Raw genomic sequence first — 25,785 nt, 5'->3', positions numbered from 1 at the left:
CTGTAACAATGTAACGGAAATTCAGAAACAGAAATTTAAGCGCGGAGGTGTTTCCCTTTTGGAAGCGAACGGTTATGTTGCCGCATTGGATATAGGAACGTCAGAAATTAAGCTCGTCGTGGGCGAATTGCTCGGAGGAACGCTTAACATTTTGGCGGAGGGGTGCGCCCCGTCTGCAGGAGTAAAACGTGGCGCCGTCGTCGACATCGATAAAACGGTTCAAGCCATTAAGCAAGCCGTCGAACATGCCGAAGCGGCGCTCGGTGATCAAGTTCGTTCGGTATATGTTGCCATCGAAGGGGAACATATCCAAATTGCCCCGTGTCATGGGATCGCATCGGTGAAACGAGAAGACCAAGAGATCACGGACGTCGACGTCATCGAAGTCATCAATTCGGCGCAAGTGATGCGTTTGCCGGATGAGATGAGCGTCATCGATGTCATCCCGACGTCGTTCACAGTCGACCAACAGACAGGGGTCGTCGATCCCCGTGGTATGCTCGGCTACCGGTTAGAGATGCACGGAAAAATGGTAACGGGTTCAAAAACGGTCCTACATAGCATCCGTCGTTCGATTGAACGGGCAGGCCTTACGCTAGAAGGATTTGTACTCGGTAACTTGGCGCTCGGAATGAGTGCTGCTTCCGTCGATGAAATCGACCTTGGGATCGGCCTCGTCGACATCGGACACGAAAAGACGACCGTCTCTGTATTTTATCGCGGTGATCTCGTCTACTCGTATATCCTCCCAGTCGGCGGGGACCACATGACGCGAGACTTGGTATATAAACTCAACTGTAAGTACCAAGACGCAAAAGTGGCGAAAGAAGAATACGGACTCGCGCTCGAAGAAATGGCGGACGCTTCTGAAGGATTCTCATTTACGAATATTAATGGGGAAGTGGCATTCGAGCCACAAACAGAAATTAGTTACGTTTTAGAGGCGCGAATAGAGGAAATGTTCACACTCGTGTTGAATAGAGTGCAAAAGGTAGGTGTTCCACCGCTCAGCGGAGGTTATCTCCTCTGTGGCGGAGCGGCTGCCTTGCCTGGCATCCAGGAATTGGCGACGCGCGTCATGGGTCAAAAGACAAGACTCTACCAACCTTCGTCGATTGGTGTCAGACATCCGAAATACGCGACGGCTGTCGGTGTTCTCAAGTATGTGCTCATGAGCGACCATCATGTCTCGAAGTCGCAACTTGAGAAGCCAGATGAGCGCGTGACTGTTCCAACACCAACTGGCGGGACAGAACGCGACATCGATCGTGATGACGAGCCTGAAACAACAGAGCGCGAATCTAAAAATGGATTCGGGCGTTTAATGGAAAAATTATTTGGCGTGTAAGCTGATGATGTGTTAACAATTGGAAATTACGTAGGGGGATACCTGAAATGATGTACTTTGATGAGGCGATTGACGCCGTAGCAAAAATTAAAGTAATTGGAGTCGGTGGTGGTGGTTCAAACGCCGTCAACCGAATGATCGAGCACGGAGTGCAAGGTGTCGAGTTCATCGCGGTCAATACAGACGCACAAGCACTCAATATGTCGAAAGCGGACGTCAAGCTTCAGCTTGGCGCTAAATTGACACGCGGCCTTGGTGCCGGTGCGAACCCGGACATCGGTAAGAAAGCGGCTGAAGAAAGCCGTGAGCAATTGATCGAAGCACTTGACGGTGCCGATATGGTCTTCGTCACTGCCGGTATGGGTGGGGGAACAGGTACGGGCGCTGCACCAGTCATCGCTGAGATTTCAAAAGAAATCGGAGCGCTCACAGTCGGTGTCGTCACGAAACCGTTCATGTTCGAAGGACGCAAACGGATGCAGCATGCGCAACACGGAATCCAAGCGTTCAAAGAAAAAGTCGATACACTCATCGTCATCCCGAACGACAAGTTGCTTGAAATCGTCGAGCGGAACACGCCGATGATCGAAGCGTTCCGCGAAGCGGATAACGTGCTTCGCCAAGGTGTCCAAGGGATCACAGACTTGATCGCCATCCCTGGTTTGATCAACCTTGACTTCGCCGACGTGAAAACGATCATGACGGAAAAAGGATCGGCGCTCATGGGTGTCGGTGTGGCAACTGGTGAAAACCGTGCCATCGAAGCAGCGAAAAAGGCGATCTCATCTCCACTGCTCGAGTCTTCAATCGAAGGCGCGAAAGGTGTCTTGATGAACATTACAGGTGGACTCAGCCTCAGCTTGTATGAAGTAACAGAGGCTGCTCAAATCGTTCAAAGCGCCGCTGATGAAGAAGTGAACTTGATCTTTGGTTCGGTCATCAACGAAAACTTGAACGAGGAGATCATCGTCACTGTCATCGCGACTGAGTTTGCGGAAGAGTCACAAGGCACGAACCCGTTCCTTCAGCAACCGAAGAAACAAGCGGAGCCTGAGGCGAACAAAGAAGTTCAACCGAAACCGACTGAACCTGCTCAACAAGAAGAAGGGAACTTCCATAGACCAGTCTATGGTGGGGACGTCCCAGACGAGACGATCAACATCCCAGCGTTCGTAAGACAACGCCGTAACTAAACAACAGGGGGTGCCGTTCTCGGCACCCCCTTTTTCTAAAAAAAGGAGACTGGTATGCAACTCATACATACATGGGAAACCGAGGCGTATCGCTATCTGGCTTATGTGACGACTCGGACGGATGGACACAATGAAGGCAATGTCGGTTTGCACGTCGGCGATGATGCGGAACAAGTCATTGCCAACCGGGAACGTTTCTTCACCGAAGCAAACTTGTCGCTCATCGATTCGGTTTGGGCCGATCAAGTGCACGGGACGCGTGTCGCGACCGTCGACGAAGCGGACAAGGGCAAAGGCGCCTATCGATACGATGAGGCGATTCAAGCGACTGACGGACTCGTCACGACCGCTACCGATTTGCCACTCGCTCTCGTGTTCGCCGATTGCGTCCCGTTGTTCTTTTGTGCGAAAGATCACGGAATCATCGGCATGGCTCATGCCGGGTGGAAAGGGACGGTCGGAAACATCGTGTCTTCGATGGCGGACGCATTCGCTCGGCTCGGGGTTCCGGAACACGACATCGAGATGTACGTCGGACCGGCCATCACGGCCGAGCATTATGAAGTCGACCGCCGTGTCCTCGATGCCGTAAATGCCGTCTCGCCCGAAGCATATGCGGCCTCGGTGTATAACGAATCAGAACGTCATGCGAATCTGTCATTGCAACGAGTCAATGAGACACTCGCTGTCGAAAGAAACATGGACGTCAAGCAGTCGAACTTGTCGACCGCTTCCGATCGAGACTTTTTCTCTTATCGGAACGGAGACGCCAAGCGTCGATTTGCCGCCGTCCTCGTCAAGGAGAAGAAATTGTGAGCATAGCTGATAACGTCAAACAAGTGAGACAGAATATTGAGAACCTTCAATCGGAAACAGCGGTGACGCTCATCGCGGTCACGAAGTCGGTCGGTGTCGACGTCGCGAACGCGCTTTACGCAGAAGGTGTCCGTGATTTCGGTGAGAACCGTCCGGAAGGCTTGCTCGAGAAAGTCAATGCGATGCCGTCGGACGCCAAGTTCCATTTTATCGGCAGTCTACAGACGCGCAAAGTGAGACAAGTCATCGATCATGTTGCCGCAATCCATTCGCTCGACCGATTATCGCTCGCCGAAGAGATTGACAAACGGTCCGACCGTGTCATCGATTGTTTCGTCCAAGTGAACGTATCGGGCGAGACGTCAAAACATGGGCTTGAAAAAGAGGAAGTCATCCCGTTCATCGAGAACTGTAGACAGTATCGCCATATTCGGGTCATCGGACTGATGACGATGGCTCCGTTCACAGAAGATGAAGGTGAGATCCGTGAAACATTCCGTGCTTTACGCGAATTGCGCGACCGCGTCGCGGCAAATCGCTTCGAACATGCACCATGCAACGAATTGTCGATGGGTATGTCTAACGACTACGAGTTGGCAATCGAAGAAGGCGCATCGTTTGTTCGTATTGGGACCGTACTTGTGCAATAATATATTCTAAGGAGGAATCCGTTATGTCAATCAAAAACAAAATGAAAGACTTCTTTGGACTTGAGGAAGATCCGAATCACGCGTATGAAGGGGAAGAGTATGCTGTCGCAGAGACGAACACTCAACCGACGACTGATGCGCTCGTCAAAACCGAGGAGCGTCCGAAACCATCGAACAACCTCGTCGCGCTAAACACGAAGAAGAAAGAACGTTCGAAAGTCGTTCTTGCCGAACCGCGCGTCTTTGCCGAGGCACAAGATATTGGCGACCAGTTGAAAGAAAATCGTGCCGTCATCGTCAACCTTCAGCGCATGTCGAAAGAGCAGTCTCGTCAAGTTGTAAACTTCTTGTCGGGTGTCGTTTACGCCCTAGAAGGAACGATGACGTCGATTGGACATAACACGATTCTATGTGCTCCGAACAATATCGAATTGACTGGATCGATTTCGAATTTGATTTCGGAGGACGAACTAAACAGTAAAGGGTGGTAAATGAATGGAAAATGCGATCCCTGCATTAGGCAATACGATTGTTACGCTTCTTGGATATTATAGTTGGGTCTTGATTGCCTATATTTTATTATCGTGGTTCCCGAATGCGAGAGAATCAAAATTCGGACAGATTTTGACATACTTGTGTGAGCCGTTTCTTAACCCGTTCCGTCGGATCATCCCGCCAATCGGCGGTATGCTCGACATTTCTCCAATCGTCGCCCTGTTCGTGCTTCGTATGGCGCAAGCAGGAGTGCGAGCGATTTTCGGTCTGTAAATGAGCGTCTTCGATCATTATCGACCGAATGAACGCCCGTTTGTCGAGCAAGTGCTCGACTGGGTGCGACAAGTCGAGGACAACTACTTGTTTAAATTGACGGATTTTTTAGACCCACGTGAGCAACAAATCGTCAGGCAACTCGTTGGCAAACGGCTCGCCATCTACGAGGACGGCGGTTTCCCTGGAGCTGAGCGGAAACGGCTTTTATTGACGCCCGACTACTATGAGCTCGACGTGAACGACTTTGAAGTCAAGATTCTTCAAATCGATTATCCGACGAAGTTTGTCGACTTGACCCACCGCCAAGTGACAGGCACGCTTCTTAACGCGGGCCTGAAGCGGCAAAAGTTTGGCGACGTTGTCCTCGCTGACGGGATCGCTCAGTTCGCGACGACGGCTGATGCGGCTGGATTCATCGAAATGAACGTGGATCGCGTCGGCAAAGCCCGGGTGCGGCTGTCTGATGTGCCGGCCGCATCGATTTTGACCGTCCCAGAAGTCAAATGGAGCGACGAGTTTGGCATCGTCTCCTCACTCCGCTTTGATGCGGTCGTTAGCGAGGTGCTCGGTCTGTCGCGCCAGAAAGCACAGGCGCTCGTCAAACATGGTGACTGCAAAGTCAATCATAAAGCGATCACGGACGCGAGCTTTTTACTCGAACCAGACGATTTGGTTTCAATCCGGGGTTACGGTCGTGTCAAATTGACGGCAATCCTCGGCTCGACAAAGCGTGAGAAAATAAAAATCCAGTATGGCATCATACGTTGAATTTAGGAGGAAAGTCGAATGGCGTTGACACCGATTGATATTCATAACAAAGAGTTCTCGACTCGTTTTCGCGGGTACGATATCGATGAGGTCAATGAATTTTTAGATCAAATCATTAAAGAGTTTGAGCTATTGATTCGTGAAAATAGAAGGTACGAAGAACTCGTCAACGATATGCAAGCCCGTATTGACTACTTCTCCTCGATGGAAGACACGTTGAATAAATCGATTATCGTCGCACAAGAGGCGGCAGAAGAAGTCAAGACCAATGCGGCCAAAGAAGCCAGCCTCATCTTGAAGCAGGCTGAACGCGAAGCGCTCGCCCGAGAAGAGGAAGCGTCGCGTAAAGAGCAGATGGCAGAGCGTGAAGTCATTCAAATGTTGAAAAAAGTCGAACTGTACCGGACCCGGTTCCGTGTTCTCGTCGACGCACAGATGGAACTTCTAAATAGTACCGAATGGGACACGATTGTCGGAGAGCCGCCTGTCCAGACGGTTCTTGACGATACGAGTGAACTTGCGTATAATGACGACGAAGTCACACCAAACAAACATCACGGATAATAAACAATACGTTGATTAGGACACGTCAATAAAGTCACACCTACGAAGCGACTTAGGGAAGGTGCAAGCCTAAGAGAAAGACTTTATTTGGTATCCCCTATGAGTGTCATGCTGAATTGAGTAAGCGTGACCGCTTGACCTCGTTATCGGTTACCGAGAGCGGTCTCAAGGTCTACTTGAGATTAGTAGGGTGGTACCGCGAGTCGATGAACTCGTCCCTATTTAGGGGCGGGTTTTTTTTGTTTTTCAAAAAAGATGCAGGAGGAGTTTCAATGAACTACAAAGACACATTATTGATGCCTGATACAGAATTCGCGATGCGTGGAAATTTGCCGAAGCGCGAGCCAGCAATGCACGAGGCTTGGGAGCAGATGGACTTGTACAACCGCGTCCAAGAGAAGAATGCAGGAAAGCCGCAATACATTCTACATGACGGACCTCCGTACGCCAACGGTGACATCCATATGGGCCATGCACTCAACAAAGTGTTAAAAGACATCATCGTCCGTTTCAAGTCGTTGAACGGCTATCAATCACCGATGATCCCAGGTTGGGACACACACGGTCTTCCGATCGAGAACGCGCTTCAAAAAGCAGGCGTCAACCGTAAAGAGATGACTGTCGCCGAGTTCCGCGAAAAATGTGCCGCTTACGCGATGGAGCAAGTGAACTCACAACGTGAACAGTTCAAGCGTCTCGGACTGCTCGCTGACTTTGACAATCCATACATCACGCTCCAGCCTGAATATGAAGCGGCGCAAATCCGCCTGTTCGGCACGATGGCTGAAAAAGGATACATCTATAAAGGGAAAAAACCGGTCTATTGGTCACCGTCTTCTGAATCGGCACTCGCTGAGGCGGAAATCGAGTACTATGACAAAAAATCACCAGCCATCTATGTGGCGTTCCAAGTCGTCGATGGCAAAGGCGTCCTCGGGACGACCGACCATTTCGTCATCTGGACGACGACACCGTGGACGATTCCGGCCAACCTCGGGATCGCTGTCAGCGATGAGCTGACATACACACGGATCGAGCACGATGGCAAAGGGTATATCGTTGCCGAGACGCTCGTCGAAGAAGTGACGACAGCACTCGGCTGGGATGAGTACTCAGTGAGCGGATCTTGGAACGGACGCGAGTTCGAGCACATGACGGTACAGCACCCGCTTTACGACCGGACGTCACTCCTCATCCTTGGCGACCACGTCACGGCTGAAGCGACAGGCTGCGTCCATATCGCACCTGGCCACGGGGAAGACGACTACCGTGTCGGCCAAGCGTACGGACTTGACGTGTTGTGCCCGGTCGACGACCGCGGGTATATGACGGACGAAGCACCAGGCTTTGAAGGACTGTTCTATGAAGATGCGAACAAAGAGATCGGCATGAAGCTCGAAGCAAATGGCAACTTGTTGAAGCTCAAATTCATCAAGCACTCGTACCCGCACGACTGGCGTACGAAAAAGCCGGTCATCTTCCGGGCGACACCGCAATGGTTCGCTTCGATCAAAGACTTCCGCAGCGACATGTTGCGTGAAATCGAAGAAGTAAACTGGGTACCGGAATGGGGCATGACGCGCCTGTTCAACATGGTCCGTGACCGTGGCGACTGGGTCATCAGCCGTCAGCGGGCATGGGGTGTGCCGATCCCGATTTTCTACGCAGAAGACGGAACGGAAATCATCACGAACGAAACGATCGACCATATCGCCAACTTGTTCCATGAGCACGGATCAAACGTCTGGTACGAGCGCGAGGCGAAAGACTTGTTGCCATCCGGCTTCACACATCCGAACAGTCCAAACGGCGAGTTCCGTAAAGAAGTCGACATCATGGACGTCTGGTTCGATTCAGGTTCGTCACACGCAGGCGTGCTCGAACAGCGCGACAACTTGCGCCGTCCGGCCGACCTGTACCTAGAAGGTTCGGACCAATACCGTGGTTGGTTCAACTCGTCACTGTCGACTGCAGTCGCGACGACCGGCAAAGCACCGTATCGCAACGTCCTCAGTCACGGCTTCGTCCTTGACGGCGACGGCCGGAAGATGTCGAAATCGCTCGGCAACACGATTGCACCGAACGACCTCGTGAAACAGTACGGTGCTGAAATCGTACGTCTTTGGGTCGCGTCTGTGGACTATCAGTCAGACGTCCGCGCCTCGCATGACAACTTTAAACAAGTGTCAGAAGTATACCGGAAGATCCGTAACACGTTACGCTTCTTGCTCGGTAACTTGAACGGGTTCGATCCGTCGATGCGCGTCGCGTTCGAAGATATGCCGGAAGCCGACCGCTTCATGGCGACGAAGCTGAAACAACTTCAGACGAAAGTCGTCAAAGCGTACGATACGTTCGACTTTATGGCTGTTTACCACATGAGCCACAACTTCTGTGTCAACGAATTGTCGTCGTTCTATCTCGACTTCACGAAAGACATCCTCTACATCGAACGTGAAAACGATGCGCGTCGCCGTGCCGTTCAGACGGTCATGTATGATGCGGTCATCACGTTGACGAAGCTGCTTGCCCCGATCCTCCCGCATACGGCGGACGAAGTCTGGCAAGAAATCCCGGCCAAGACGGCGGATAGCGTCTTCTTGTCGGACCTTGAAGAAGTGGCGCCGCTCACGGAAGCAGAGACGGAATTACTCGCGAAATGGTCGAAATTCCTCACGTTCCGCGACGACGTCTTGAAAGCGATCGAGATCGCCCGCGGCGAGAAGTTGATCGGGAAACCGCTCGAAGCAAAACTTCAAGTCGCACCGAAGGGTGAGACGAAAGCGCTGCTCGATACGATCGATAACGTTCGTCAACTCCTGCAAGTGTCACAACTCGACTACGTCGATACGGCCGACGTCGACTACGCGACGGCGAAGATCAGCGTCGCGAAAGCAGACGGTGCCGCTTGTGCCCGCTGTTGGACGTATTCGACCGAACTTGGTCAGAACGCAGATCATCCAGAACTTTGCCCGCGCTGTACAGAAGTCATCGCATGAGCCGGACCGGAGTGGCGCACAGTCCACTCCGGTTTCTTATGACTTGAAAGGAGAATTTGATGAAACGTTATTACGGATTAGCAGTCGTTCTCATTTTGCTCGACCAAGTGACGAAATGGATCGTCGTCCAGACGATGACGATCGGTCAATCGATCGAATTGATTCCAGGATGGCTCTATTTGACATCGTACCGCAACAGAGGCGCGGCCTGGGGCATGCTCGAAGGACAGATGGTGTTCTTCTTCGTCGTCACCGCCGTCGTTGTCGTCGGTCTGATCTACTTCTTGCATAAAGAAGTGAATGGGTTCAAACTGCTCGGCTACAGTGTCGGCTTACTGCTCGCCGGAGCGATCGGCAACTTTATCGATCGTCTGTTCCGGGGCGAGGTCGTCGACTTCGTCGACACGTACCCGTTTGGCTACAACTTCCCAATCTTTAACGTCGCCGATATGGCACTCACGTTCGGGGTCATCTTTATGATCATCGGCGTCTTGTTCGAAGAAAAATTAAACAAAGAAAGGGGACAATCGTAATGGAAACTTACACATTTGTCGCCGAAGAAAAGGCACGGATCGATAAATGGATGAGCGAACGAAGTGACTGGTCACGTTCGCAAATCCAAGACTGGATTAAGGCAGGGGATCTGCTCGTCAACGGTCAACTCGTGAAGCCGAACTATAAACTGCAAGAAGGGGACGAAGTCGTCGTGACGGTGCCAGAAGCCGTCGAACTCCAAGTCCTCCCCGAAGATATTCCGCTCGACGTCGTGTTCGAGGACGAGGATGTCATCGTCGTCAACAAAGCACGTGGCATGGTCGTGCACCCTGCGGCTGGTCATACGTCTGGAACGCTCGTCAACGCGCTGTTATATCACTGTGACGACCTCTCAGGCATCAATGGTGTGAAGCGTCCGGGTATCGTCCATCGTATCGATAAAGATACGACGGGACTGCTCATGGTCGCGAAAAACGATATGGCGCACGAGTCACTCGCGCAACAGTTGAAAGACAGAACGATCAAACGCGAATACGTCGCACTCGTCCACGGCGAGCTCGTCCATGAGCTCGGATCGATCGAGGCGCCGATCGGGCGCGACACGAACGATCGTCAGCGCATGACGGTGACAGACAAGAATGCGAAAGAAGCGGTAACACACTTCCGTCTGCTCGAGCGCTATAAAGACTTCACGCTCGTCGAGTGCAAGCTCGAGACAGGACGGACGCATCAAATCCGTGTCCATATGCGCTATATCGGCCATCCGCTTGCCGGAGACCCGAAATACGGACCGCGTCGGACAATCGATTTGAACGGGCAAGCGCTCCATGCAGCCACGCTCGGCTTCCATCATCCGCGGACGAACGAATGGCTCGAGTTCGAGGCGGCACTCCCGACCGACTTCGAGGCAGAGCTCGCAAAATTGGACAAAATCGAGAAAACACGTTGACTTTCAACCGATTCAGATTTATAGTCTAGAAAGCATAACACCTTTAAACCCAGTCCAGAGAGGCTGTGAAAGGATCGTGGCCGCGGCCACAACCGTCTATCATATACGGCACTCGTTTGCCTTCGTGAAGACTTCCTTTCCAGCCGGATGAGGAAGTCTTCTTTTTTTATAGATTACGAGAGGAGGAATCATATGAAACGCTCGACCATACTAGACGAAGCCGCGATCCGACGCGCCTTGACGCGAATCGCCCATGAGATCATTGAACGCAACAAAGGAACGGACAACGTCGTCCTCGTCGGGATCAAAACGCGCGGTGAGACGCTCGGCGACCGACTCGCCCATCGCATCGAAGAAATCGAAGGAAAACCGATCGCGCTCGGTAACTTAGACATCACGCTCTACCGGGACGACCTATCGAAGAAGTCGCTCGACCCAGAAGTGAAAGCAACCGAACTCCCGCACGATATCAATGGCAAGACGGTCGTCCTCGTCGATGACGTCTTGTACACGGGACGGACGGTCCGAGCCGCCATGGACGCACTCGTCGACCACGGTCGGCCCGATTACATCCAACTCGCCGTCTTGATCGACCGGGGGCACCGCGAGTTGCCGATTCGCCCGGACTTTGTCGGGAAAAACGTCCCGACATCGAAAACAGAACAAGTCGTGGTCCGACTCAGTGAAGTCGACACGACAGACGAAGTGTACATCCAACAGCAATAAATCCAAAACCTTTAAGGTGGTCCAGAGAGGCCAGGAAGGAGAACTATTTATGAAAACCCCCATCCTCAACATCCACGAGCGTCCCGCTCACTTGCCGCAATGGCTGCTCTTCAGCTTGCAACACGTCTTCGCCATGTTCGGAGCGACGATCTTAGTCCCGATTTTGACCGGACTGAACACGTCCGTCGCCCTCGTCGCTTCCGGTGTGGCCACGCTCTCATTCCTAGTCATCACCCAATTCAAAGTCCCGACGTATCTCGGGTCAAGTTTTGCCTACATCGCACCGATCATCGCGGTCAGCCAGCAATGGGGCGTCGAAGCCGCACTGTTCGGCGGTATTATCGCCGGTTCGGTCTACGGTGTCGTGTCGCTCATCATCTTTAAGACGGGCGTCGGTTGGTTGTTACGACTGTTGCCGCCGGTCGTCGTCGGTCCGGTCATCATGGTCATCGGCTTATCGCTCGCACCGGTCGCCATCGACATGTCGATGAACCGCGACGGAGCGTATAACGGCACGTTCATCACGGTCGCCCTGCTCACGCTCGGCATCACGATCCTCGCGATGACAAAGTTAAAAGGAGTATGGGGCGCGGTTCCAATCTTGTTCGGCATCGTCGGCGGATACGCCATCGCCGCCATGTTCGGCATCATCGACTACTCGGCCATCGGTCAAGCGAGCCTGTTCCAACTGCCTGACTTCACGATGGTGTTCGTCGACTACATGCCGATGTGGCAAGTCGGGGCACTCCTCGCCATCGTCCCGGTCGCGCTCGTCACGATGACGGAGCACATCGGCGACCAAATGGTCACGTCGAAAATCATCGGACGCGAGACGATGAAAGATCCAGGCCTGCACCGGACGCTCCTCGGCGACGGCGTCGGCAAAGCCGTCGCCTCAGCGCTCGGTGGACCGCCGTGTACGACGTACGGTGAAAACAACGGGGTCATGGCGATCACGAGAGTGTACAGCGTCTACGTCATCGCGGGAGCAGCGCTCATGGCCATCAGTTTCGGCTTCCTCGGTCACGTCGAGGCGTTCATCTCGACAATCCCGAATCCGGTCAAAGGCGGTATCTCGATCCTCTTGTTCGGTGTCATCGCCTCGAACGGACTGCGGACGATGGTCGACAGCAACGTCGACCTCGCCGAGAAACGCAACCTCATCATCGCCTCGGTCATTCTCGTCGTCGGCCTCGGCGGGGCGATGGTCCAACTCGGTAGCTTCCCAGTCCAAGGGATGGCGCTCGCGACGGTCGTCGGTATTCTTTTGAACGCGGTGTTGCCGAAAGAAGAAGTCGAACCGGCTTCGGTCGATACAACTGAAGAAACGAAACAGGCAAGTAACTTTTAATTCGATCCCGTGAGGTCGGCAAAGTGAAGGCTCGTTTATTTGGGTGCAGTCTACCCAAATGAAGGCGTCCCTTCACGTAGGTGAAGAGACGCCTTTTCTCTTTGCCTCCAAACAAAAGGAGGAGACGAACATGAATTTGATCAAACAACAACCGAACCATTTTGTCAGCTTAGAAACGCTCACCCTCGAAGAGATCATGGGGATGATCGAAGAGTCGCTCCGCTACAAACAAGGGGACATGCCGCCGCTGTTTGACGGGAAGACGGTCGCGAACTTGTTTTTCGAAAATTCGACGCGGACGAAAAACTCGTTTCAAATGGCCGAGCGGCACTTGAACATCCAAGAGATCCCGTTCGACGTGGCGACGTCATCGGTGACGAAAGGCGAGACGTTATACGACACGTGCAAGACGCTTGAAGCGATCGGGGTCGACGCGCTCGTCATCCGCCATCCTGAAGCGGGATACTACCATGAGCTCGTCGAGAAGCTGACAATCCCAGTATTAAACGGCGGGGACGGGAGCGGGGAACACCCGTCACAGTCGCTGCTCGACCTCGTCACGATTTATGAAGAGTTCAAGACGTTCGAAGGCTTGAATATCGCCATCTGCGGCGATCTCGTCCATAGCCGGGTCGCCCGCTCGAACGCAGGCGTGTTGAAACGGCTCGGGGCGAATGTCGTCGGTTGTAGCCCGGAATCGTGGTGGGATGGTTCGATGGGGCTTTCGCACCGCGACCTTGATGACATCTTACCGGACTGCGACGTCGTCATGTTGCTCCGCGTTCAGCACGAGCGCCACATTATGGGTGACATTTTTTCTAAAGAAGACTATCATGCGCGCTACGGCTTGACGGTCGAGCGGGTCGAGCGGATGAAACAAGGCGCCATCATCATGCATCCGGCTCCGGTCAACCGGGACGTCGAGATCGCCGGCAGTTTGATCGAACATCCGTCATCGCGCATCTTTCCACAGATGAAGAACGGCGTTTACGCACGGATGGCCATCTTAAATCGAGCATTAGGGGGACAACAATGATTATTCAACACGCAACGTGGTATGACGGGAAGACGAAACGGACGAGCAATCTGTTGATCGAAGGCGGTACGATCCGTTCGGTCGATTACGACGGGACGACCGAAGGACACGAAGTGATTGACGCAAACGGGAAGCTGTTGATCCCAGGTCTCGTCGACGTCCACGTCCATTTGCGCGAGCCGGGTGGCGAGGCGAAAGAGACGATCAAGACCGGGACGGCTGCGGCTGCGGCCGGAGGGTTCACGACGATTTGCGCGATGCCGAACACACGGCCGGTCCCGGACGACCGGGCGACGCTCGATGACTTGCTCGCTCGGATCGAGCGGGACGCCAGCGTCCGCGTGCTCCCGTATGCGGCGATCACGAAACGGCAGCTCGGTGTCGAACAAGTCGATATGCCGTCACTTGCGGACGCGTTCGCGTTCACAGACGACGGAGTCGGCGTGCAGTCGGCGGCGATGATGCGTCAAGCGATGAGGGAAGCGAAACGGCTTGGGAAAGCGGTCGTGGCCCATTGCGAAGACAATACGCTCAAGGCCGGTTCGGTCCATGAAGGGAAGTTTAGTGAGACGCACGGCATCCAAGGCATCCCGAGTCTCGCCGAGAGCATCCATATCGCCCGTGACGTGTTGATTGCCGAAGAGACGGGCTGCCACTATCACGTCTGTCACGTGTCGTCACGTCAATCGGTCCGTGTCATCCGTGACGCCAAACGGGCCGGAATCCACGTCACGGCGGAAGTGACACCGCACCACCTCGTCTTATCGGAAGACGACATCCCGGGGTTAGATCCGAACTTCAAGATGAATCCGCCGCTGCGGAGCCAAGACGACCGCGCGGCGCTCTTAGAAGGGCTGTTCGACGGGACGATCGATTTGATTGCGACCGATCACGCCCCGCACACGGCTGAAGAGAAAGCACAAGGGATGGAGCGCGCCCCGTTCGGCATCACCGGATTCGAGACGGCGTTCCCGCTCCTTTACACGACGTTCGTCAAGACGGGACAAATGGAAGAGGCGGCGCTCATCGACTGGATGACGAGACGACCGAGCGAGGTGTTCGGTCTGCCTTACGGCGTGATTGAAGACGGCCGGGCGGCGGACCTCGCGCTGATCGATACGGAGACGGTGCGTCCGGTCGACCCGGCGACGTTCGCGTCAAAAGGGAAGAACACACCGTTCGCTGGGAAAAGACTCACAGGTTGGCCGGTCGTGACGATCGTGGCCGGAGAAATCGTATATAAGGGGAGATTCGATGAAACGAACATTATGGCTTGAAGACGGGACAGCATTTGTAGGCAAGGCGTTCGGCGCGAACGCCGAGACGATCGGGGAAGTCGTCTTTCAAACGGGAATGACCGGCTACCAAGAGATTTTATCGGACCCGTCTTATTGTGACCAGCTCATCGTGTTGACGAATCCACTCATCGGGAATTATGGCGTCAACCGTGAAGACTTTGAGACGACCGTCCCGATGGCAAAAGCGCTCATCGTCAAAGAAGCGTGTGATCTGCCGTCGAACTTCCGCTCGACGGCGACGTTGCCGGAGACGCTCGAACGCTTCGAAATACCAGGTCTAGAAGGTGTCGATACGCGCATGTTGACGCGTCACCTTCGTTCACGCGGCGTCATGCGCGGCGTGTTGATCGACGGTGAGTCGACGTGGGCAGACGTTTCGATGCGCTTTGAAGCGAGCTTCCCGACCGATCAAGTGGCACGTGTCTCGACAAAACGGGCTTACGTCAGCACCGGGAGCGGCCGCCGGATCGCCCTCATCGATTTCGGGGCCAAACTCGGGATCATGCGCGAATTGTTGAAGCGCGACTGTGAAGTCGTCGTCTTGCCGCACGACGTGACGGCTGAAGAAGTGATGCGCTATGAGCCGGACGGGGTCATGCTCTCGAACGGACCAGGCGACCCGAAAGACGTACCGACGGCGCTCCCGCTGATCGAAGCACTCATGCCAAAACTCCCGATGTTCGGGATCTGTCTCGGCCATCAGTTGATTGCGCTCGCGAGCGGTGCCAACACGTTCAAGCTTCCGTTCGGGCATCGTGGTGCCAATCATCCTGTCCTCGAGCTTGAGACCGGTGCTGTGACGATCACGTCACAAAACCACGGCTACGCCGTCGACGAGACGTCGCTCCTTGAGACGCCGCTCATCGTGACGCATCGCGCCGTCAACGACGGGACGATCGAAGGCATCAAACATTTACATCATCCGACGTTCTCGGTGCAATATCATCCGGAAGCGGCGCCAGGACCATATGACGCCAACGACCTATTCGACCGCTTTATGACACTCGTCAACGAAAACAGACAGAAAGTAGGAATGTGACATGCCAAAACGACCAGATATTCAGAAAATCCTTGTGATCGGATCCGGCCCGATCGTCATCGGACAAGCGGCAGAATTTGACTATGCTGGTACCCAGGCGTGTCTTGCCTTAAAAGAAGAGGGCTACGAAGTCATCCTCGTCAACTCGAACCCGGCGACGATTATGACTGACCCATCGACGGCGGACCGCGTCTATATCGAACCACTCGAACCGGAGTTTGTGGAGCGGATCATCCGTCAAGAACGTCCGGACGCGCTTCTCGCGACACTCGGGGGACAGACCGGACTGAACTTGGCGGTCGAGCTCGATAAGCGCGGCGTGCTCCGCGACTGCGGCGTCGAACTGCTCGGAACGAAATTGTCGGCGATTGAGCAGGCAGAAGACCGGGAACAGTTCCGCGACCTCATGTACAAGCTCGGTCACGGCGTCCCAGACAGCGATATCGTCCATTCACTCGATGCCGCCTGGAGCTTCGCTGACCGGATCGGCTATCCAATCATCATTCGTCCGGCTTATACGCTCGGCGGGACCGGTGGGGGAATCGCCCACGACCGGGAACAGTTCGAGCAGATTGTCGAATCGGGACTCAAGGCGAGTCCGGTGACGCAAGTGCTGCTTGAAGAGTCGATTGCCGGCATGAAAGAAGTCGAATATGAAGTGATGCGCGACTCGAGCGACCAGGCCATCATCGTCTGCGCCATGGAAAACTTCGATCCGGTCGGTGTCCATACCGGTGACTCGATCGTGTTCGCCCCGACCCAGACGTTGTCTGACCGTGATTATCAAATGCTCCGCAGCGTCTCGCTCGACATCATCCGGGCGCTCGGCATCGAAGGCGGATGTAACATCCAGTTCGCGCTCGACCCGGACAGCTTCACGTACTACGTGATCGAGGTCAACCCACGCGTCTCGCGGAGTTCGGCTCTCGCCTCAAAAGCGACGGGATACCCGATCGCCAAGCTCGCCGCGAAAGTCGCGGTCGGCTACAAGTTGTCGGAACTAAAAAATCCGGTGACGGAGACGAGTTACGCCTCGTTCGAGCCGGCGCTCGACTACGTCGTCGCTAAAATCCCGCGCTTCCCGTTCGACAAGTTCGAGACCGCGGACCGTCGTCTCGGCACACAAATGAAAGCGACGGGCGAAGTCATGGCCATCGGTCGAAATTTAGAAGAAGCGCTCTTGAAAGCCGTCCGTTCGCTCGAACTCGGTACTGAAGACTTATACGTACCACGCCTTTCCGAATTGACGGCTGAACAACTGGAACGAGAACTGACGACACCGACCGACGAACGGTTGTGGATGCTGTACGAGGCGCTTCGCCGCGGCTACTCGACAGAACAGCTTCACGGCTTGACGAAAATCGACCGGTTCTTCTTATCAAAACTCGATCGGATTTGGCGTGAGGAAGAAGCGTTGCGCGACGAGCCGTTGACAGAGGAGCGATTGCGCGAAGTGAAGCAACGTGGGTTCAGTGATCGCATGATCGCCCGCATCACGGACCAAGCCGTCGAGACGATCGCGTCGTTACGCGATGAGTGGAAAGTTCGGCCAGTGTATAAGATGGTCGACACGTGTGCCGCCGAATTCGCCTCGGAGACGCCGTACTTTTACGGGACGTACGAAGTCGAGAACGAAGCGGTGAAAACGGATAAACCGTCCATCCTCGTACTCGGTTCAGGCCCGATCCGGATTGGTCAAGGCGTCGAGTTCGACTATGCGACCGTCCATTCGATCCAAACGATCCGTGACGCCGGATATGAGGCGATCATCGTCAACAACAACCCGGAGACGGTATCGACCGACTTCTCGATCTCAGACCGTCTCTACTTTGAACCGCTCACGACAGAAGACGTATTAGAAGTCGTTCGCAATGAACGACCGCTCGGGGTCATCGTCCAGTTCGGCGGGCAGACGGCAATCAATTTGGCCGCCTCGCTCGAAGCGAACGGCGTCCAAATTCTCGGGACGTCACTTGAAGACATCGACCGGGCCGAAAACCGGAAAGCGTTCGAGGCGACGCTCACGAAAGAACGGCTCGCCCAACCACCGGGCAAGACCGCGGTCACGGTCGAGGAAGCGGTCGCTTGTGCTGACATGCTCGGCTATCCCGTACTCGTCCGCCCATCGTACGTCCTCGGCGGCCGGGCGATGGAGATCGTCTATGAGCGTTCGGAGCTCGAGCGGTATATGCGCCACGCCGTCGTCGCCTCGAAAGATCGTCCCGTCCTCATCGACCGCTACTTGACAGGGATCGAGATCGAAGTCGACGCCATCTGCGACGGGACGGACGTCTACATCCCGGGCATCATGGAACATATCGAACGGGCCGGGGTCCACTCTGGCGATTCGATTGCCGTCTATCCGCCGCAACGGCTGAGCGAGGCGTTAAAACAAAAAGTCGTCGATTACACGATCAAACTCGCCAAAGCGTTCCGCATCAAAGGGTTGCTCAACATTCAGTTCGTCTATGCGGACGACTTGTACGTCATCGAAGTCAACCCACGGGCGAGCCGGACGGTGCCGTTCATCTCGAAAGTGACGGGACTGCCGGTCGCACGCATCGCGACGCAGACGATTCTCGGGACGACGTTGAAACAGCTCGGCCTCGGAACGGGCTTGCACCCAGAATCTGACGCCATCTCGGTCAAAGTGCCGGTGTTCAGTTTTGCGAAACTAAAAGAAGTCGACCCGTCACTCGGGCCAGAGATGAAATCGACGGGGGAAGTCATGGCGACGGACCGAACGCTTGAAAAAGCGCTCTATAAAGGACTCGTCGCTGCCGGGATGACGATCGCCTTGAAAGGAAACGTCTTGTTGACGGTCGCCGATCAAGACAAAGACGAAGCGCTCGACATCGCCCGTCGCTTCAACCGGCTCGGCTTCCGCCTGATGGCGACGTCAGGCACGGCGACGGCACTTACGGCAGCCGAGTTGCCGGTCCGACAAGTCGGGAAGATCCATGAAGCGGGTGAGACGATGCTGAGCGTCATCGAGCGGGGCGATGTCGACATCGTCTTGAATACGACGACACGCGACGCCTTAGCGACAAAAGACGGATTCATTATCCGCCGGGCCGCGGCCGAGCAAGGTGTGCTCTGCTTGACGTCGCTCGACACGGTGAAGGCGCTCTTGCAAGTCATCGAGAGCCTATCGTTCCAGACGACGAGCCTGCCGGCGTTCACCGAATTCGGGGTGACTGTATGAGACAACGGGCGACCATCTTATCGAACTTGGAGATCGCGAAAGCGACAATGGAAATGAAAGTGCGAATCGGTGATGGAACAATCGCACCGGGGACGTTTTTCCATGTGAAGACGTCCGAACTGTTGCGCCGGCCACTGTCGGTCGCAAACGTCGAAGCAGACGTCGTCACGTTTCTGTACAAAGTGGTCGGGACCGGGACGGCCGAACTCGCGACGAGACGAGCCGGGGACGAACTTGACGTCCTCGGTCCGCTCGGTAACGGGTTCCCGCTCGCAAAAGACGGCAAGCGCGTCGTACTCGTCGGCGGGGGAATCGGGGTGCCGCCGCTCTACTACACGCGCCGGATGCTCGCCGCACGCGGGATCGAAACGGTGGCGATTCTCGGGTTTGATTCAGAAGCGAGTGTGTTTTATGAAGACGAGTTCCGCGAACTCGGCGAGACGATCATCACGACGGTCGACGGTTCATATGGGGAGATGGGCTTCGTGACCGGACCGCTCGCTAGAATCGACGCCGACGTCTTGTTCAGCTGTGGTCCGGAGCCGATGTTAAAAGCGGTCGCCGCGTCGCATATTAATGAACGCTACATCTCGATCGAGAACCGGATGGGTTGCGGCATCGGGGCGTGCTTCGCCTGTGTGTGCAAAGCGCCGGACGGTTACGTGAAAGTGTGCAGTGACGGACCGGTATTTCGGGCAGAAGAGGTGACGTTATGAGATTACACATCGAACTACCCGGCTTATCGTTAAAAAATCCGATCATGCCGGCGTCCGGTTGTTTTGGATTCGGCGAAGAGTTCGCCAAGCTGTATGACTTGTCGATCCTCGGGGGCATCATGATCAAAGCGGCGACCGGGGAGGCGCGGTTCGGGAACGAGACACCGCGTGTCGCCGAGACGGCGCAAGGGATGTTGAATGCGATCGGACTACAAAATCCGGGTGTCGACGCGATTGTTGAAGCCAAGTTGGCATTCCTCGCCAAGTTTGACACTGAAATTATTGCCAACGTGGCGGGTTCGACCCCAGAAGAATACATCCACGTCGCGCGGAAAATGAGCGCCGACCCGTGCGTGAAAGCACTCGAACTGAACATCTCGTGTCCGAACGTGAAGTGTGGCGGCATGCAGTTCGGGACCGATCCTTTGATGGCGGCCGAACTGACGCGCCTCGTCAAGGCGGCGTCGACGAAACCGGTATACGTCAAACTATCCCCGAACGTCACGTCGATCACGGAGATGGCACGTGCGGTCGAAGCGGCCGGCGCCGACGGCATCACGATGATCAATACGCTCGTCGGCATGAGGATTGACATTGCGACCGGTCAACCGATCTTAGCGAACCGAATCGGCGGATTATCCGGTCCGGCCATCAAGCCGGTCGCCATCCGGATGGTGTACGAAGTCGCCCAAGCGGTCAATATCCCGATTATCGGCATGGGCGGTGTGCGGACGGTCGACGACGTGCTCGAATTTATCTATGCGGGTGCATCGGCGGTCGCGGTCGGGACTGCCAATTTTGAAAACCCATACGTATGCCAGGAAATCATCGAGGCGTTGCCAGGCCGGCTCGATGAACTCGGCATCGATCATATTTTAGACGTTAGGGGGAAGGCGTATGAACAGGTTGTATCTCGCGCTTGATGTCGAAACACGTGACGAAGCGTTTTCACTCTTAAAAAAAATTGACCAACGCCCGGCCGTCAAAGTCGGCATGGAACTGTTCTACCGTGAAGGTGGACGGTTCGTCGAAGAACTCGTCGCGAGCGGCTATCCTGTCTTTCTAGACGTCAAAGTTCATGACATCCCGGAGACGGCAAGGCGGACGCTCCGCCAAATCGGCCGGCTCGGCGTTGAAATGACGAACGTTCATACGCTCGGCGGTGAGACGATGATGCGCTACGCATTGGATGGGTTGCGTGATGTGAACGACACGACCACATTGATCGGGGTGACCCAACTGACATCGACCGACGAGCGGATGCTGTCAGAACAACTCGGAATTGACGGAAGTCTCGAGCAGGCCGTATTGCGACAAGCGGGACTTGCCAAACGGGCAGGACTCGATGGGGTCGTCGCGTCCGTTCACGAAGCCCGCGCGATTCGACAAGCGCTCGGTTCACAGTTTTTGACGGTGACGCCCGGCATCCGAATCAACGAAACGACAGACGATCAAGTCCGGGTCGCGACACCGCAAGCCGCTTTTGACGCCGGTGTATCAGCGATCGTCGTCGGGCGCCCGATCACCCGGGCAGCCGATCCGAACGCAGCTTACGAATACTTTATGAAGGAATGGAGCAAAACGTATGAGACAAATCGCTGAGGCATTATTATCGATTGAAGCCGTCACCTTATCACCGAATGAACCGTACACATGGTCGAGCGGGTTAAGAAGCCCGATTTATTGTGATAACCGACTGACGCTCAGTTATCCAGAAGTGCGTTCACAGATTATCGATGCACTTGTCGACGCCGTCCGTCCGCTCGACGCCGACGTCATCGCGGGAACGGCGACGGCCGGGATTCCCCATGCGACGCTCTTAGCCGACCGACTCGGTCTACCACTCATCTACGTCCGGTCGGGTGCGAAAAAACATGGGAAAGGCAACCAGATTGAAGGTCAATTCGACAAAGGAGCGCGTGTCGTCGTCATCGAAGACCTGCTCTCGACTGGAAAATCGAGCATGGAGGCGGCGCGAGCAATTCAAGCGGCGGGCGGAGAGGTCGTCAAGATTCAAGCAATTTTCTCTTATAACCTCCCAGTTCTGGCAATCAATTCACTCGAATATGAGCTGCACTATTCGGCGTTGACGACGATCAACGAGTTGATTAAAGTCGCTGTCAAAAAACGGATGATCACTAAACAAGAAGCTACTTCGTTGGAGGAATGGCGAACTAATCCGCATGGTTGGAGTGAGCAAGTTTCTTCATAAAATATTTTTTGAAGAATCCACCTCCGGGCGGATTCTTTTTCATTTGGCAACATGTGATACTGAACGTGTTAGAATAGGGAAAGCAGTCGAAAAAGGAGAGAACTATGGCGTATTCTAGAATTAAAGGACAGTCATTGAAAGCACGGTTTCAAAACATCCCTAAACATCGCAAAATCGCATTCGGTCTCGTCCTCACGGTGTTACCTTTATTATTTTTCGTGAATTTATTCGTATTCAGCCACATGTTGGCGCTAGGGGACAAGTATGAGGACCGTTATCAGATGAAAAAGCTTCGGCTTGAGACGGCGCATGGGAATGTTGAATTTATCCGGAGCACGAATGAAAAAGTTCAGATCGAAGTACTGCAGACGAATTCGAAAGAACGTCGCATTAAAGTGAAGTCGGTCGGGGACACGATTTCCGTCGTCGAACGGTATGGACCGATGAGCCAGTTCGGGAGTCGGGCAAGCGCGGAGCCGTCCCGTTATAAAATCCGGGTCGCGTTGCCAAGTTCGATGACATCGATCGAAGTGACGGCTGAGCAAGTGACCGGACAAGGCCTGGTCGCGAAAACCATCGTTCTCGATGCCAACGCGGTCAATCTGAAGAAACTTGAAAGCGACCGGCTTCGAGTCGAGACGAGAAGCGATGCCACGTTTGAGACGGTTCGTGTCGTCACGGGTGACATCCGGTCGTATCGGGACGCGACAATCCGTGACGTCGTCGTCAACCAAGCGCTGACCGTCCAGACAGAGGCCGGGGCGCTCATGTATGAGCCGCGAAACGCGACCGGACAAGTGACGGTCACGACAACAGGAAACATCGCGGCGGCTGAGCGCTTTAAAGAAATCAGCAACGGTGTGTACCATCTTTCGAACTCGAATCGTCCGAACGTGGAACTGATTTCTGAGACAGGGAAGGTCGAATTGAAATGATCAACAAACGCTACATTCCTAAAGTCGGACTGCGAACGTTTAAGACCGGGATCGCTGTCGCCATCACGATCGCCTTGTCATGGTACGTCTTCGGCATTTATTCGGGGATGGGTGCCATCGCCGCCGTCGTCGCGATGCAACCGACCGTCAAACGGTCGTCGAAAATCGTCTTTAGCCGTATATTCGGCACGATCGTCGGCCTCATGTGCGGCTTGTTGATCGTCTATGCGTTCGGAGTGAACCCGATTTCGATCGGTCTTGCCGTCATCGTCGCGCTCACGCTCAACACGACGTTCGATAAGACGCACATGTCGACGTATGCGGCGTTCGCGATTGTGCTCATGCTTGAAAACCCGACGACCGACTTTTTCCACTACGCGTGGACGCGTTCGCTATTGACAGCGGTCGGTGTGTTCGTCTCGCTCGGCGTCAACTATGCGTTCATGCCACCGCGTTATGAAGAGCGTCTGCTTGGCGAGATTCGGAAGACGTCGGCGTATATGTTCCATCATTGGCGCGAACTGATCGGCTCCCCGGCAGAACTGCTCGAGACGCGCGCCCGTATCCTCGGCCATCAAGAGCTCCATATGATGTTGCAAGAGGATATGCAAGTGACGAAGGTTAAGTTGAAGCATTTGACGATCAAGCAATATCGGTTATTGATTCATTTAGAGGATAAATTGGTCTTGCTGCTCGAGAGTCTCGCTGAGCACCGGGAAGCGTTACTCATGATGACCGAGGACGAACGCCACGCGTTCGAGTCCGAGTTTTTATTCCTGCTCGCCCACCATCACGACATTCTCTACACGTGTGACAAACCGTACTCGCTCTTCCAATTGAAGCATGAAGACTTATCTGTTTCTGAAATTTTACACGGACATCTGCTCGACTATCATGAACAGCTCGAGGCGTTCAAACATAATCCGAAATGAACAAAGGCCACGTCGCATGACGTGGCCTTTGTTCATTGTTTAAGCGATTTGACTAGCTGCTCGTCCGGAGTCACGTATACCGTCTGCTGATCGGTGTAGATGACGAATCCCGGCTTGGCGCCGCTCGGTTTTTTCACGTAACGGGCTTTCGTATAGTCGACCGGCACCCCGCTCGAGGCACGTGCCTTCGAGAAGTAGGCGGCGACGGTCGCTGCTTCGAGGAGCGTCGTCTCGTCCGGTTCGGTTGACCGGATGATGACGTGTGAACCGGGGATATCTTTCACGTGAAGCCAAACTTCGTCGCGACGCGCGAACTTGAACGTCAAGTAGTCGTTTTGCGTATTGTTTTTGCCGACGTAAAACTCGACACCGGTCGAAGATGTGTAGCCTTCGAGCGCGACTTTGGCCGTTTGTTTCTTCTTCTGACGTTTTTGTCGGATGTACCCGCCTTCGGCCAGCTCTTCGCGAATCTCGACGATATCGCGCGGCGCGGCGACGTCGAGTTGGGCAACGAGCGTCTCTAAATAGCTGATTTCGGTCTCGTTCAGTTCAATTTGCTTTTGAACCTCGATTTTGGCAACTTTTAGTTTGTTGTATTTCTTATAGTAACGTTGCGCATTCTCGTTCGGTGTTTTGAGCGGATCGAGCGGGATATCGATCATGGCGCCGTCCTCATCATAATAGTCGACGACGTGAGCGACTTTCATCCCTTTCTCAAGCTGGAACAAATACGTCGTCAACAGCTCACCGTATTTTTGGAGCTCGTCCGATCGTTCCGTCGCTTTCATATCCTCGAGCAGGCGTTTCCGTTTTAATTGGTTGCGCTCGAGCTCTGACTTGAGCAGACGCTCGACGTCATGGGCTTGCTGCTTGACCCGGTCACGGTTCGCCTTCTCATAGTAAAAGCGGTCGAGCACTTCCCGGCTCGAGTCGTAGCGTTCTTCAGAAACGATATCGCCTGACGTGAGCGCGATCGGACTGAACCGTTCCTTCCCGGAGGCGAGCTGTTGGAATACATAAGCGCCGTCAAGATCCGCCATCACGCTGTCAAACGCCGCCTCTAAGTTCGTACGGTTCGGCGTCTTGGCCCGATACATAATCTCTTGGGCGATCTGCGGGCTCATCCCGGAAAAGTGAGCGACGAGCTGCTTGTCGAGCATACCTGCGTTCCAATCGATTCGTTTCAATCCCGCTTCCCGTTCCGTCAACGGATCGGACTTTTGTTGCGCCGGCGGCAAGATGTACTCGCTGCCTGGCATGATCGTCCGATACGTGTTTTGAGACGGGGGAAGGTGTTTGATCGCGTCTAAAATCTTGCCGTCCTCGTTCGTCAAGACGACGTTCGAGTGACGTCCCATCAGTTCGACATAGACGCGTTTGTTTTCTTCATCACCGAGCTCGTTACGCGATCTGACCGAGAAGACGATGACGCGGTCGCGGCCGACTTGTTCGATCGCTGTGATAAAGCCGCCCTCGATATGCTTCCGCAGCATCATACAAAACATCGGAGGCTCTTGCGGGTTCTTGATCGGGGTGTCCGTCAATTGAAGTCGCGCATACATCGCGTTCGCTGAAACGAGCAACGAGACGCTTTGTCGGTTCGATCTGACTTGAATCATCAAGTCGAGCGCATACGGTTGATGCACTTTATTGATTCGACCGCCAACGAGCGGTTGTAGTTCTTTTACGACACGATATGTCATTAATCCATCATATGCCATTAGTCTCATCACCTTTGTCCTTTTTCTGTCTCTACGTTATCAGATTCACAGAAAATATGGT

24 protein-coding genes and 1 other annotated feature are annotated in these 25,785 nt (G+C 54.3%); of the genes, 23 read left to right on the top strand and 1 reads right to left on the bottom strand.

The genetic code is table 11. The annotated features are described in order from the left end of the window. Positions 1–58 precede the first annotated feature (58 nt). The 23 genes from ftsA (at position 59) to EVJ21_RS02655 (ending at position 24,003) form a co-directional block, all read left to right on the top strand. A complete protein-coding gene (gene ftsA / locus EVJ21_RS02765; protein WP_070327557.1) occupies positions 59–1,348 on the top strand; it encodes a cell division protein FtsA in 1,290 nt (429 codons plus the stop codon). Positions 1,349–1,395: 47 nt separating this feature from the next. Further along, positions 1,396–2,541: a cell division protein FtsZ gene (gene ftsZ, locus EVJ21_RS02760; RefSeq protein WP_070327556.1), complete on the top strand. Its 1,146-nt coding sequence runs from the start codon at positions 1,396–1,398 to the stop codon at positions 2,539–2,541. A 54-nt stretch (positions 2,542–2,595) separates the two neighbouring features. After that, positions 2,596–3,357, top strand: coding sequence for a peptidoglycan editing factor PgeF (gene pgeF, locus EVJ21_RS02755; protein WP_131489856.1), 762 nt, complete (start codon positions 2,596–2,598; stop codon positions 3,355–3,357). After that, positions 3,354–4,007, top strand: a complete 654-nt coding sequence (locus EVJ21_RS02750) for a YggS family pyridoxal phosphate-dependent enzyme (protein ID WP_201739974.1) — start codon at positions 3,354–3,356, stop codon at positions 4,005–4,007. Before pgeF ends, EVJ21_RS02750 begins: the two co-directional genes overlap by 4 nt. Before the next feature lie 23 nt (positions 4,008–4,030). Continuing rightward, positions 4,031–4,498, top strand: coding sequence for a cell division protein SepF (locus EVJ21_RS02745; RefSeq protein ID WP_070327553.1), 468 nt, complete (start codon positions 4,031–4,033; stop codon positions 4,496–4,498). Between the two features lie 4 nt (positions 4,499–4,502). Then, positions 4,503–4,775, top strand: a complete 273-nt coding sequence (locus tag EVJ21_RS02740; protein ID WP_070327552.1) for a YggT family protein — start codon at positions 4,503–4,505, stop codon at positions 4,773–4,775. After that, positions 4,776–5,546, top strand: a complete 771-nt coding sequence (locus EVJ21_RS02735) for a YlmH family RNA-binding protein (RefSeq protein ID WP_070327551.1) — start codon at positions 4,776–4,778, stop codon at positions 5,544–5,546. Between the two features lie 18 nt (positions 5,547–5,564). Then, positions 5,565–6,110 (top strand): DivIVA domain-containing protein, encoded by a 546-nt coding sequence (locus EVJ21_RS02730; protein ID WP_016509011.1) that lies wholly within the window; start codon positions 5,565–5,567, stop codon positions 6,108–6,110. A 2-nt stretch (positions 6,111–6,112) separates the two neighbouring features. After that, positions 6,113–6,333, top strand: a binding site (T-box leader). A gap of 49 nt (positions 6,334–6,382) precedes the next feature. Further along, a complete protein-coding gene (gene ileS, locus EVJ21_RS02725; protein WP_131443391.1) occupies positions 6,383–9,109 on the top strand; it encodes an isoleucine--tRNA ligase in 2,727 nt (908 codons plus the stop codon). Positions 9,110–9,168: 59 nt separating this feature from the next. Continuing rightward, on the top strand, positions 9,169–9,642 hold the full coding sequence (gene lspA, locus EVJ21_RS02720; RefSeq protein ID WP_070327549.1) for a signal peptidase II: 474 nt from the start codon (positions 9,169–9,171) through the stop codon (positions 9,640–9,642). After that, positions 9,642–10,553 (top strand): RluA family pseudouridine synthase, encoded by a 912-nt coding sequence (locus EVJ21_RS02715; RefSeq protein WP_070327548.1) that lies wholly within the window; start codon positions 9,642–9,644, stop codon positions 10,551–10,553. Before lspA ends, EVJ21_RS02715 begins: the two co-directional genes overlap by 1 nt. 192 nt (positions 10,554–10,745) lie before the next feature. Further along, positions 10,746–11,279, top strand: a complete 534-nt coding sequence (pyrR, locus tag EVJ21_RS02710) for a bifunctional pyr operon transcriptional regulator/uracil phosphoribosyltransferase PyrR (RefSeq protein ID WP_070327547.1) — start codon at positions 10,746–10,748, stop codon at positions 11,277–11,279. A gap of 49 nt (positions 11,280–11,328) precedes the next feature. Continuing rightward, positions 11,329–12,630: a uracil-xanthine permease family protein gene (locus EVJ21_RS02705; protein WP_131465318.1), complete on the top strand. Its 1,302-nt coding sequence runs from the start codon at positions 11,329–11,331 to the stop codon at positions 12,628–12,630. A 130-nt stretch (positions 12,631–12,760) separates the two neighbouring features. After that, the gene (locus EVJ21_RS02700; RefSeq protein WP_131465316.1) at positions 12,761–13,666 is read left to right on the top strand and encodes an aspartate carbamoyltransferase catalytic subunit; all 906 of its coding nucleotides are present in this window, start codon (positions 12,761–12,763) and stop codon (positions 13,664–13,666) included. Continuing rightward, positions 13,663–14,943, top strand: coding sequence for a dihydroorotase (locus EVJ21_RS02695; RefSeq protein WP_131489854.1), 1,281 nt, complete (start codon positions 13,663–13,665; stop codon positions 14,941–14,943). The genes EVJ21_RS02700 and EVJ21_RS02695 overlap by 4 nt, the downstream gene beginning before the upstream one ends. Then, positions 14,921–16,003 (top strand): carbamoyl phosphate synthase small subunit, encoded by a 1,083-nt coding sequence (locus EVJ21_RS02690; RefSeq protein WP_131489853.1) that lies wholly within the window; start codon positions 14,921–14,923, stop codon positions 16,001–16,003. Before EVJ21_RS02695 ends, EVJ21_RS02690 begins: the two co-directional genes overlap by 23 nt. A gap of 1 nt (position 16,004) precedes the next feature. Then, positions 16,005–19,208, top strand: coding sequence for a carbamoyl-phosphate synthase large subunit (carB, locus tag EVJ21_RS02685; RefSeq protein WP_131489852.1), 3,204 nt, complete (start codon positions 16,005–16,007; stop codon positions 19,206–19,208). Beyond that, entirely contained in the window at positions 19,205–19,924 is a 720-nt protein-coding gene (locus tag EVJ21_RS02680; RefSeq protein ID WP_131489851.1) for a dihydroorotate dehydrogenase electron transfer subunit, read from the top strand. Before carB ends, EVJ21_RS02680 begins: the two co-directional genes overlap by 4 nt. Beyond that, positions 19,921–20,847 (top strand): dihydroorotate dehydrogenase, encoded by a 927-nt coding sequence (locus EVJ21_RS02675; protein ID WP_131489850.1) that lies wholly within the window; start codon positions 19,921–19,923, stop codon positions 20,845–20,847. Before EVJ21_RS02680 ends, EVJ21_RS02675 begins: the two co-directional genes overlap by 4 nt. Beyond that, the gene (gene pyrF / locus EVJ21_RS02670; protein WP_131489849.1) at positions 20,822–21,526 is read left to right on the top strand and encodes an orotidine-5'-phosphate decarboxylase; all 705 of its coding nucleotides are present in this window, start codon (positions 20,822–20,824) and stop codon (positions 21,524–21,526) included. Before EVJ21_RS02675 ends, pyrF begins: the two co-directional genes overlap by 26 nt. After that, positions 21,510–22,136 carry an orotate phosphoribosyltransferase gene (gene pyrE / locus EVJ21_RS02665; RefSeq protein ID WP_131489848.1) on the top strand — a complete coding sequence of 209 codons (627 nt, stop codon included), beginning with the start codon at positions 21,510–21,512 and terminating at the stop codon, positions 22,134–22,136. The genes pyrF and pyrE overlap by 17 nt, the downstream gene beginning before the upstream one ends. 104 nt (positions 22,137–22,240) lie before the next feature. After that, entirely contained in the window at positions 22,241–23,071 is an 831-nt protein-coding gene (locus tag EVJ21_RS02660) for a DUF4097 family beta strand repeat-containing protein (protein ID WP_131489847.1), read from the top strand. Next, complete coding sequence (locus EVJ21_RS02655; RefSeq protein WP_070327536.1) at positions 23,068–24,003, top strand: FUSC family protein; 936 nt, start codon at positions 23,068–23,070, stop codon at positions 24,001–24,003. Before EVJ21_RS02660 ends, EVJ21_RS02655 begins: the two co-directional genes overlap by 4 nt. A gap of 32 nt (positions 24,004–24,035) precedes the next feature. Here EVJ21_RS02655 and EVJ21_RS02650 read toward each other — a convergent pair whose 3' ends face one another. Continuing rightward, positions 24,036–25,724 (bottom strand): Rqc2 family fibronectin-binding protein, encoded by a 1,689-nt coding sequence (locus tag EVJ21_RS02650; protein WP_131465312.1) that lies wholly within the window; start codon positions 25,722–25,724, stop codon positions 24,036–24,038. Positions 25,725–25,785 lie beyond the last annotated feature (61 nt).

Source organism: Exiguobacterium sp. SH0S2, assembly GCF_004337185.1.
In the GTDB taxonomy this organism is placed as follows: Bacteria; Bacillota; Bacilli; order Exiguobacteriales; family Exiguobacteriaceae; genus Exiguobacterium; species Exiguobacterium aurantiacum_A.
The sequence above is the reverse complement of the archived record's forward strand: the minus strand, read 5'-3'. Positions and strand labels throughout refer to the sequence as shown.